We start from the raw sequence: 10,456 nt of genomic DNA on the forward strand, positions 1-10,456 counted from the left end.
GCAGTCCGCGCCGCGGGCCGGCGAGGCGCTGCTGGCCAGCTGGCACCAGCTCCTGGACGAGGGCCGCCTTCAGGACGGCGGGCCCTACCTGGCGGGCACCGCCCGCGAGGCCGTCGCCCTGGTCTCGGCGGCCACGGCGGCCGACGTCGGCGTCGTGGACGGCGGCAAGCTGGTCATCGGTGGGGCGGTCACGCTGCCGGTCCGGGTCGCCGACCTGCCCGACCGGGTGGTCTGGATGCCGGCCAACTCCGCCGGCGTCTCGGTCACGCGTGACCTGGGCGCGGTGCCCGGCGACATCGTCACCATCGGGAGCGCCTCATGATGATCCCTGTTCTCGCGGCCGATCCGACTCTTGCCGACTTCGGCAAGGACCCGCTCTGGATCACGATCATCAAGGCCGTGATGCTGTTCGTCTTCCTGATGGTCTGCATCCTGTTCGGCGTCTGGTTCGAGCGGAAGCTGATCTCCAGGATGCAGAACCGCTACGGCCCCAACCGGGCGGGCAAGTTCGGCCTGCTCCAGTCGGTGGCCGACGGCCTGAAGATGGGCCTGAAGGAAGACCTCTTCCCGCGGACCGTCGACAAGATGCTCTACCTGATGGCCCCGGTCATCATGGTGATCCCGGCCTTCCTGGCCTTCTCGATCACCCCGTTCGGGCCGATCGTGAACCTGTTCGGCGTGCAGACGCCGCTGCAGCTCGTGGACCTGCCGGTGGCCGTGCTGTTCATGCTGGCCATGGGCGCGATCTCGGTCTACGGCGTGGTGCTGGCCGGATGGTCCTCGCGCTCGCCGTACGCGCTGCTGGGCGGGCTGCGGTCGGCGGCGCAGGTGGTCTCGTACGAGATCGCGATGGGTCTGTCGTTCGTCGGCGTGTTCCTGTTCGCGGGGACGCTGTCCACGTCGGAGATCGTCAAGTCGCAGGCCTCCGGCGGCGAGCTGTTCGGCATCCCGATGCCGTCCTGGTACGTGGTGCTGCTGCTGCCGTCGTTCCTGATCTACGTGTTCTGCGCCTTCGGCGAGGCCGCCCGGATCCCGTTCGACCTGCCCGAGGGCGAGGGCGAGCTGGTCGGCGGCTTCCAGACCGAGTACTCCTCGTCGCTGAAGTTCGCCCTCATCATGATGGGCGAGTACCTGCACACGTTCGTCGCCTCGGCGATGGCGATCACGCTGTTCCTCGGCGGCTGGCGGGCCCCGTTCCCGATCTCGCTCTGGGCGGGCGCGAACGAGGGCTGGTGGCCGCTGCTGTGGTTCTTCGTCAAGTTCGTGCTGGTCTTCTGCTTCGTCGTGTGGGTGCGGGCCTCGCTGCCGCGCGTCCGCTACGACCAGCTCATGTCGCTGGGCTGGAAGGTATTGATCCCGGTCAACCTGGCGTGGATCATGCTCGTCGCCGCCATCCGCACGGTCATGTACGTCCGGGGCGGCGAGGCCGGGTTCGAGGGCGGCAGCTTCGCGGCCGTCATGACGGTCGCGATCATCGTCGTCATCGCGGCGCTCGGCATCTGGGCCCGGTTCGACACGGTGAACCAGCGGCGCAAGGAAGCCACCAAGGCGGAGGTCGAGGCGGAGTTCGAGGAGCTGTCCAACGAGCCAACGGCCGGTGGCTTCCCTGTGCCGCCGCTCGACCTGCCGCACTACCACGGGGTGCAGCACAAGGAGATTCCCAGTGGGACTAACTGATTGGCTGAACCCCGTGAAGGGCTTCGGGGTCACCTTCCACACGATGTTCAAAAAGCCCGTCACGGTGAACTACCCGGAGGAGAAGAGGCCCACGGCTCCTCGCTTCCACGGGCGGCACCAGCTCAACCGCTGGCCCGACGGGCTGGAGAAGTGCGTCGGCTGCGAGCTGTGCGCCTGGGCCTGTCCGGCCGACGCGATCTACGTGGAGGGCGCGGACAACACCGAGGCGGAGCGCTTCTCGCCGGGCGAGCGTTACGGCCGCACGTACCAGATCAACTACCTGCGGTGCATCCTCTGCGGGCTGTGCATCGAGGCGTGCCCGACCCGGGCGCTCACGATGACCAACGAGTACGAGCTGGCCGACAGCAACCGCGAGGGCCTCATCTACACCAAGGAGATGCTCCTCGCGCCCCTCACCCAGGGCATGGAGCAGCCGCCGCACCCGATGCGCCTCGGTGAGACCGAAGAGGACTACTACCGGCTGGGACGGACCAATGGGTGAGACCATCACTTTCTGGGTGCTCGCCGTCGTGTCCGTCGGCGCGGCACTCGGCATGGTGTTCAACCGCAGGGCCGTCTACTCGGCGCTGATGCTCGGCACCGTGATGCTCTGCCTCGCGGTGCTGTACGCCGTGCAGGACGCGCCCTTCCTGGCCGCGGTGCAGATCATCGTCTACACCGGCGCCGTCATGATGCTCTTCCTGTTCGTGCTCATGCTGGTCGGCGTTGACTCCTCCGACTCGCTGGTCGAGACGCTGCGCGGCCAGCGGTTCTGGGCCGCGATCGCCGGCCTCGGCTTCGCCGTCCTGATCATCCTGGCCGTCGGCAACGCCGTCTTCGCCAAGGAGGCGGGGCTGGCCGGGGCGCTGGGGCAGGCGGGCTACATCCGGTCGCTGGCGCTGCTGCTGTTCACCAAGTACGTCTTCGCCTTCGAGGTCACCTCGGCGCTGCTGATCACCGCGGCGCTCGGCGCGATGGTGCTGGCGCACCGCGAGCGGCTGGCGCCCAAGCAGACGCAGAAGGACCTGGCCAGGGCCCGCTTCCAGGGCGAGCACCCCTCGCCGCTGCCGGGCCCCGGCACGTACGCCAGGAGCAACGCGATCGACATGCCGGCCCTGCTGCCCGACGGCACGGTCGCCGAGAAGTCGGTCAACCGCTACATCGCGCGCTACGACGTCGAGCAGGGCCACCTCCCCGAGGACCCGAAGCTGGCCGACGCCATCAAGCACAGGGCAGCCATCGAGTCATCTGACGAGGAGCCGGCGTGACCACTCACTACCTGATCCTGTCGGGGCTGCTGTTCGCGATCGGCGCCATGGGCGTGCTGATCCGGCGCAACGCGATCGTGGTGTTCATGTGCGTCGAGCTGATGCTCAACGCCTGCAACCTCGCGTTCGTCACCTTCGCCCGGCAGAACGGCAACCTCGAAGGCCAGATCATCGCGTTCTTCGTGATGGTGGTGGCCGCGGCCGAGGTCGTGGTCGGCCTGGCCATCATCGTGACGATCTTCCGAACCCGCAGGTCCGCGTCCGTCGACGACGCCAACCTGCTGAAGTACTAAGAGGTGACTGGTGGAATCTCCGGTTGAGATCGTCCAGCACACCACCGGCGGCATGATCGGGGCCTCCTGGCTGATGATCGCCTTCCCGTTGCTGGGTGCGGCGATCCTGCTGGTCCTCGGGCGCATGACGAACCGGTGGGGCCACCTGCTGGGCGTGGCCATGTCCCTCGCCTCGTTCGTCGTGGCCGTGCTGGCGTTCCTGGAACTGATCGGCCTGCCCGCGGAGCAACGCCGCCAGGCCGTGCATCTGTACGAGTTCATCCCCGGCATGGTGGACATGGGGCTGCTGGTCGACCCGCTGTCGATCAGCTTCTGCCTGCTCATCACGGGTGTCGGGTCGCTGATCCACATCTACTCGATCGGCTACATGTCGCACGACCCGGACCGGCGCAGGTTCTTCTCCTATCTGAACCTGTTCGTCTCCGCGATGCTCCTGCTGGTGCTGGCCGACAACTATGTGGGCCTGTTCATCGGCTGGGAGGGCGTGGGCCTGGCCTCGTACCTGCTGATCGGGTTCTGGTACTTCAAGCCGTCGGCGGCGGTGGCGGCCAAGAAGGCGTTCGTCGTCAACCGCGTCGGTGACCTCGGCCTGCTGGTCGGCATGTTCGTGATCATCACGACGTTCCACACGCTGACCTTCAGCGACCTGGGCAAGGCGATCGCCGCGAACCCGCCCTCCGGCGGCGCGGTCACCGCGATCGGCCTGCTGCTGCTCCTAGGCGCGTGCGGCAAGTCGGCGCAGCTCCCGCTGCAGTCCTGGCTGCTCGACGCGATGGAGGGCCCGACCCCGGTCTCGGCCCTGATCCACGCGGCGACGATGGTCACCGCGGGCGTCTACCTGGTGGTCCGCTCCGGGGCGTTCTTCTTCCCCGAGGGCTCCCCGCAGGCGCTCGCCGTCGCGATCGTCGGCGCGGCCACGCTGCTGGCCGGCGCCATCATCGGTACCGCGAAGGACGACATCAAGAAGGGCCTGGCCGGGTCCACGATGTCGCAGATCGGGTACATGATGCTGGGCGCCGCGTTCGGTCCCGTGGGGTACACGTTCGCGATCGGGCACCTGATCACGCACGGCTTCTTCAAGGCCGACCTGTTCCTCGGGGCCGGCTCGGTGATGCACGGCATGAACGACGAAGTGGACATGCGGAAGTACGGCGGGCTGCGCAAGGCCATGCCGATCACCTTCGCGACGTTCTTCATCGGCTACCTGGCGATCATCGGCTTCCCCATGCTGTCCGGATATTTCACGAAGGATGGCATCATCGAGACCGCCATCGAGCACAACCAGGTGCTCGGCTGGCTGGCCGTGCTCGGCGCGGGCGTCACCGGCTTCTACATGTCGCGGATGGTCTTCATGACCTTCTTCGGGCAGAAGCGCTGGGCCGACGACGCCCACCCGCACGAGTCGCCCCTGGTGATGACGGTGCCGCTGATGGTCCTCTCGCTCGGCGCGCTGGTGCTGGGCGCCTACCTGGTGCTGAGCAACCGGCTGTACGAGTTCCTCACGCCCGCCGTCGGCGCGGCCGAGGAGGCTCCGCACTTCGCCTTCACCAGCGTGCCCGGCCTGGCCACGCTCGCGCTCGTCGCGATCGGCGCCGCGTTCGCCTGGTACAAGTACGGCCGCGCCGAGGTGCCCTCCGTGCAGCCGCGCGGCTCCTTCCTCACCACCTTCGCCCGTCGTGACCTGTACGGCGACGCGCTCAACGAGTCCCTGTTCATGCGCCCCGGCCAGTGGCTGACCCGCATCGCGGTCTACTTCGACAACCGCGGCGTCGACGGGCTGGTCAACGGCCTGGCGGCGGGCATCGGCGGGAGCTCGGGACGCCTCAGGCGGCTCCAGACGGGCTTCGCCAGAACGTACGCGTTGTCCATCCTGTTCGGTGCCGCTCTCCTGGCAGGCGCCCTGCTCCTCGTTGGGAACATCTGATGTCACCCTGGCTCCCGATACTCATGGCGGTGCCCGTCCTGGGCGCCATTGTGGTGGCCCTGCTTCCCAAGGGCAGTGACAAGCTGGCCAAGCAGGTCACGCTGGTGGTCTCGCTGGTCGTGCTGGCGCTGACGATCGTCATGGCGACCCAGTTCAGGACGGGCGGCCCGCGCTTCCAGTTCCAGGCGGCATACGACTGGATCCCCAGCTTCGGGGTGAAGTTCGGCGTCGGCGTGGACGGCATCGCGCTCGTGCTCATCGCCCTGTCGGCGGTGCTGGTGCCGATCGTGGTGCTGGCCTCCTGGCACGACGCCGACGGCACGCAGAGCGCCGACGGCACGCTGATCACGCCGAAGCGGTCGGTCAAGACGTACTTCTCGCTGCTGCTCGTGCTGGAAGCGATGATGATCGGCGTCTTCGCGGCGACCGACGTCTTCCTGTTCTACGTCTTCTTCGAAGCCATGCTGATCCCGATGTACTTCATGATCGGGTCGTACGGCGGGGCGCAGCGCTCGTACGCGGCCGTCAAGTTCCTGCTGTACTCGCTGTTCGGCGGCCTGCTCATGCTGGTCGCGGTCATCGCCCTGTACGTGGTCGCGGGCAAGGGGACGTTCATGTACCCCGAGCTGATCGGGGTCATCAAGGACCCGGCGACGCAGAAGTGGCTGTTCGGCGGGTTCTTCATCGCCTTCGCCATCAAGGCGCCGCTGTGGCCGGTGCACACCTGGCTGCCCGACGCCGCCGCCCAGGCCCCGGCCGGGGCCGCGGTGCTGCTGGTGGGCGTGCTCGACAAGGTGGGCACGTTCGGGATGCTGCGCTTCTGCCTGGAGCTGTTCCCCGACGCGGCCAAGGCGTTCACGACGCCGATCGTGGTGCTGGCGGTCATCAGCATCATCTACGGCGCGATCGTGGCCATCGGGCAGACCGACATGAAGCGGCTCATCGCCTACACGTCGATCTCCCACTTCGGCTTCATCGTCATGGGCGTGTTCGCCATGTCGCAGGTGGCGCAGTCCGGCGCCGCGCTCTACATGGTCAACCACGGCTTCTCGACCGGCGCGCTGTTCCTGGCCGCCGGGTTCCTCATCGCCCGGCGCGGGTCCCCGTACATCGCCGACTACGGAGGCGTCCAGAAGGTCGCCCCGCTGCTGGCCGGCTTCTTCCTGATCGCCGGCCTGGCCGGGCTGTCGCTGCCGGGGCTGTCGTCGTTCGTCAGCGAGTTCATGGTGATGATCGGCACCTACTCCAGCACCGCCTTCGGCGCGGGCGCGCTCACCGTGGCGGCGGTCATCTCCGCGGTGGCGGTGATCCTGGCGGCCGTCTACATCCTGTGGATGGTGCAGCGCACGCTGCACGGGCCGACTGCCGAGCCGGTCAAGGCGTTCAAGGACCTGAACGCGCGCGAGATCGTGGTGCTCGCCCCGCTCGTCGCCCTGATCATCGGCTTCGGGTTCTTCCCCAAGCCGCTGCTCGACGTCATCAACCCCGCCGTGACCCAGACGCTGGTCAACGTACAGGTGGACAACCCGGCTATCGCTGAGAAGGGGGCCGGACAGTGAACAACGCCGTGGCGCCGACCATTGAATACGGCACACTGGCGCCGATGCTGCTGGTCTTCGGCGCGGCCGTGATCGGCGTGCTGGTCGAGGCGTTCGCACCGCACTACGTTCGTAAGGCCATCCACGTCCCGCTGACCCTGCTGTCGCTGGCCGGCGCCTTCGCGCTGGTCATCGTGCAGATCGTCCAGGGCGCCGTCCCGACGGCGCCGGTCGCCATGGGAGCGGTCGCGGTGGACGGCCCCGCGCTGTTCATCTGGGGCGTCATCCTCGTCCTGTCGTTCGTGTGCGTGCTGCTGATCAACGACGAGGGCCACTTCGTCGCCTCGGCGGCGGCCGTGCCCGGCAGCGCCGACGAGGAGGAGGCCGAGGCGGCGGGCGTCACGCACACCGAGGTCTACCCGCTGGCGCTGTTCGCCGTGGGCGGCATGCTGCTGTTCCCGGCCTCGCACGACCTGCTGACGATGTTCGTCGGCCTCGAGGTCATGTCGCTGCCGCTGTACCTGCTGTGCGGCCTGGCCCGCCGTCGCCGCCTGCTGTCGCAGGAGGCGTCGATGAAGTACTTCCTGCTCGGCGCGTTCTCCTCGGCGTTCTTCCTGTACGGCACAGCCATGATCTACGGCTACGCCGGGACGGTGTCGTTCACCGGCATCAACGAGTCACTGGCCACCGGGTCGCTGCTGGACCCGCTGCTGCTGATCGGGTTCGCGCTGCTGGGCGTCGGCCTGCTGTTCAAGATCGGCGCGGCCCCGTTCCAGGCCTGGAAGCCGGACGTCTACCAGGGCGCGCCGACCCCGGTCACCGCGCTGATGGCCTCCGGCACGCTGGTGGCGGCCGTGGGCGCGCTGCTGCGGGTGTTCTGGGTGGCGCTGGGCAACCTCGACTGGAACTGGCGTCCGGTCATCTGGGCCGTCGCCGCCCTGACGATGCTCGTCGGCGCGATCGTGGCCATCACCCAGACCGACATCAAGCGGATGCTGGCCTACTCCTCGATCGCGCACGCGGGCTTCCTGCTGATCGGCGTCCTGGCCACGTTCGACAAGGCCCAGGAGAACGCCAAGTCGCTGTCGGCGATCCTGTTCTACCTGCTCGTCTACAGCATCACCACGGTCGGCGCGTTCGCCGTGGTCACGATGGTCCGCGATCCCGGCGGCGAGGCGGGACACCTGTCGCGCTGGGCGGGTCTGGGCAAGCGCTCCCCGCTGCTGGCGGGCGTCTTCGCCTTCTTCCTGCTGGCCTTCGCGGGCATCCCGCTGACCAGCGGCTTCTTCGGCAAGTACGCGGTGTTCGCGGCCGCGCTCAGCAGTGGCGCCGAACGCGGCGACTCGCTGGGCGGGTGGATGACCGGGCTGGTCGTGCTGGGCGTCGTCGCCTCCGCGGTCGCCGCGTTCTTCTACGTCCGCGTCATCGTGCTGATGTTCTTCAGCGAGCCCGCGGCCGACGGCCCCTCGATCGCGGTCCCCAGTATGGGGACGGTGGCGGTCATCGCCGTTTCGCTGCTGGTTACGGTAGGAGTAGGGCTCTTCCCGCAGCCCATGCTCGACCTCGCCAACCAGGCTGCCTCCAGCCTGTTCGTCAGATAAGGGGATCTTGTATGTCCGCGCCTCCCGTGGTTGACCTTCCTATCCAGGACGAGCGGTTGGCGCAAGACGTGGCCAACGGATTGACCGCGGTCGAGAAGCTGCTGCGCTCGTCGGTGGAGAGCGAGGACGCCTTCGTCACGGAGGCGTCCAAGCACCTCATCGAGGCCGGGGGCAAGCGCTTCCGTACGTTGATGCTGCTGCTGGCCGCCCAGTTCGGCGACCCGTCGGCGCCGGGTGTCGTGCCCGGCGCCGTGGTCATCGAGCTGACGCACCTCGGGTCGCTCTACCACGACGACGTCATGGACGAGGCCCCCGTACGCCGCGGCTCCCCGTCCGCGAACGCCCGCTGGGACAACACCGTGGCCATCCTGACGGGCGACTACCTGTTCGCGCAGGCGTCCGACATCCTGGCGGACCTGGGGCCGGAGCTGATCCGCATCCAGGCCCAGACGTTCTCCCGCCTGGTGCAGGGGCAGATCCGTGAGACCGTCGGGCCGCGCGGCGACGAGGACCCGGTGGCCCACTACATCAGCGTGCTGGCCGACAAGACGGGCTCACTGATCGCCGCCTCCGGCCGGTTCGGGGCGCTGCTGTCGGGGGCGCCGGCCGACGTGGAGGAGCGGCTCAGCCGGGCGTGCGAGGCGATCGGCGTGGCCTGGCAGCTCGGCGACGACCTGCTGGACGTGGCCTCCACGTCCACGGAGTCGGGCAAGACGCCGGGGACGGACCTGCGCGAGGGCATCCGGACACTGCCGGTCCTGTACGCGCTGGCCTCGGACTCCTCCTCGCGCCTGGGGCAGCTGCTGTCCGCCGGGCCGGTGCCGGAGTCGTCCGTCGGGGAGGCGCTGGACCTGCTGCGCGCTCACCCGGCGATGTCGCAGGCCCGGGCCGAGCTGAACGCCTGGGTGGACCGGGCTCGCTCCGACATCTCTGGCCTGCCTGACATCCCAGCCAAGTCCGCATTTTTGGCGCTATGTGACTACGTGGTCCAGCGTTCTGGGTGACCTGGCCCGCTGGTTCGCCCGGATGCTGTCGTAGGCGAAGACCGCCAAGGCCAGCCACACGATCGAGAACCCGATCCACCGGCTGGCCGGCATGACCTCGTGCGCGACCAGCACCCCGCACAGGAACTGCAGGACCGGGGCGATGTACTGCAACAACCCGACCGTGCTGAGCGGCACCCGGATCGCGGCGGCGGTGAACAGCAGCAGCGGCACCGCCGTCACCACTCCCGCCCCGACCAGCAGCAACGCGTGCGCGACCCCCTCACGCCCGAACGTCGAGGCCTCGCCCAGCGTGCCGAGGTAGATCAGCGCGGGGACGAGCAGCACCAGGTTCTCCACGGTCAGGCTCTCCGTGGCGCCGACGTTCGCCTGCTTCTTGAACAGCCCGTACAGGCCGAAACTGAACGCCAGCACGAGCGCGATCCACGGCGGCCGACCGTAGTCCACGGTCAGCACCACCACCGCGAGCGTCCCGAACCCCACGGCCACCCACTGTGTGCGCCGCAACCGCTCCTTGAGCAGCACCACCCCGAACAGCACGTTGACCAGCGGGCCGATGAAGTACCCGAGCGCGCTCTCCACCACGTGACCAGTGTTGACGGCGTAGATGTAGACGCCCCAGTTGACGGTGATGACGGCGGCGGCCAGCGCCAGCAGCCCGATCTTGCGCGGCTGCCGCAGCAGCGGCCGGATCCAGCCCCAGTGCCGCCACACGGCCAGCACCACGACCACGGCCACCAGCGACCACACCATCCGGTGCGCCAGGATCTCGACCGCACCCGCCGGCTTGAGCAGCGGCCAGTACAGCGGGAACAGTCCCCAGATCACATAGGCGGCGACCCCGAACAGCACGCCACGTCTCAGGTCAGGCATGTCCTCCATTTTCGGGCATTACCACCTTTAAACACAAATGTGTATCGCTGTACGGAACTATGTAGCACTTCTTAAGCATCGCGGGACTTGTGAGGTGGAGGTGGTCCGACGATGGGTTGGCTGTTCGGAGGCAACAAGACCTCGATGGTCCGCCGCGAGGACGCCCTGACAGGCCGCTCCACCGCGATCCCCGTACCGGCGCGGCACGCCGTCCTCGACGCCCCCCTGAGCCCGCCCCCCTGAGCCCGCCCCCTGAGCCCGCCCCCTGAGCCCGCCCC

Annotated in this window: 10 protein-coding genes and 1 pseudogene; 10 read left to right on the top strand and 1 reads right to left on the bottom strand. The window is 68.4% G+C overall.

Annotation, left to right across the window (positions count from 1 at the left end):
• The 9 genes and pseudogenes from KME77_RS13740 to KME77_RS13780 form a co-directional block, all read left to right on the top strand.
• Positions 1 to 322: pseudogene (locus KME77_RS13740) on the top strand (NADH-quinone oxidoreductase subunit G); the annotation flags it as partial.
• Positions 322 to 1,677: an NADH-quinone oxidoreductase subunit NuoH gene (nuoH, locus tag KME77_RS13745; protein ID WP_219466767.1), complete on the top strand. Its 1,356-nt coding sequence runs from the start codon at positions 322 to 324 to the stop codon at positions 1,675 to 1,677. The pseudogene KME77_RS13740 and the gene nuoH, both read left to right, overlap by 1 nt.
• Positions 1,664 to 2,179, top strand: coding sequence for an NADH-quinone oxidoreductase subunit NuoI (gene nuoI, locus KME77_RS13750; RefSeq protein WP_219466747.1), 516 nt, complete (start codon positions 1,664 to 1,666; stop codon positions 2,177 to 2,179). Before nuoH ends, nuoI begins: the two co-directional genes overlap by 14 nt.
• Positions 2,172 to 2,945 carry an NADH-quinone oxidoreductase subunit J gene (locus tag KME77_RS13755; RefSeq protein WP_219466749.1) on the top strand — a complete coding sequence of 258 codons (774 nt, stop codon included), beginning with the start codon at positions 2,172 to 2,174 and terminating at the stop codon, positions 2,943 to 2,945. The genes nuoI and KME77_RS13755 overlap by 8 nt, the downstream gene beginning before the upstream one ends.
• Complete coding sequence (nuoK, locus tag KME77_RS13760; protein WP_219466752.1) at positions 2,942 to 3,238, top strand: NADH-quinone oxidoreductase subunit NuoK; 297 nt, start codon at positions 2,942 to 2,944, stop codon at positions 3,236 to 3,238. Before KME77_RS13755 ends, nuoK begins: the two co-directional genes overlap by 4 nt.
• 52 nt (positions 3,239 to 3,290) lie before the next feature.
• Entirely contained in the window at positions 3,291 to 5,162 is a 1,872-nt protein-coding gene (nuoL, locus tag KME77_RS13765) for an NADH-quinone oxidoreductase subunit L (RefSeq protein ID WP_219466768.1), read from the top strand.
• Positions 5,162 to 6,721, top strand: a complete 1,560-nt coding sequence (locus tag KME77_RS13770; RefSeq protein WP_219466754.1) for an NADH-quinone oxidoreductase subunit M — start codon at positions 5,162 to 5,164, stop codon at positions 6,719 to 6,721. Before nuoL ends, KME77_RS13770 begins: the two co-directional genes overlap by 1 nt.
• 44 nt (positions 6,722 to 6,765) lie before the next feature.
• Entirely contained in the window at positions 6,766 to 8,301 is a 1,536-nt protein-coding gene (nuoN, locus tag KME77_RS13775; RefSeq protein ID WP_246609723.1) for an NADH-quinone oxidoreductase subunit NuoN, read from the top strand.
• 11 nt (positions 8,302 to 8,312) lie between these two features.
• Positions 8,313 to 9,305: a polyprenyl synthetase family protein gene (locus KME77_RS13780; RefSeq protein ID WP_219466763.1), complete on the top strand. Its 993-nt coding sequence runs from the start codon at positions 8,313 to 8,315 to the stop codon at positions 9,303 to 9,305.
• Here the strand turns inward: KME77_RS13780 and rarD are convergent.
• Positions 9,273 to 10,178 carry an EamA family transporter RarD gene (gene rarD, locus KME77_RS13785; RefSeq protein ID WP_219466764.1) on the bottom strand — a complete coding sequence of 302 codons (906 nt, stop codon included), beginning with the start codon at positions 10,176 to 10,178 and terminating at the stop codon, positions 9,273 to 9,275. The genes KME77_RS13780 and rarD overlap by 33 nt on opposite strands.
• 111 nt (positions 10,179 to 10,289) lie before the next feature.
• Between rarD and KME77_RS29860 the strand changes: the two genes are divergently transcribed.
• Entirely contained in the window at positions 10,290 to 10,421 is a 132-nt protein-coding gene (locus tag KME77_RS29860; RefSeq protein WP_281424133.1) for a hypothetical protein, read from the top strand.
• Positions 10,422 to 10,456 lie beyond the last annotated feature (35 nt).

It is taken from the genome of Nonomuraea rhizosphaerae, from assembly GCF_019396405.1.
Classification (GTDB): Bacteria; Actinomycetota; Actinomycetes; order Streptosporangiales; family Streptosporangiaceae; genus Nonomuraea; species Nonomuraea rhizosphaerae.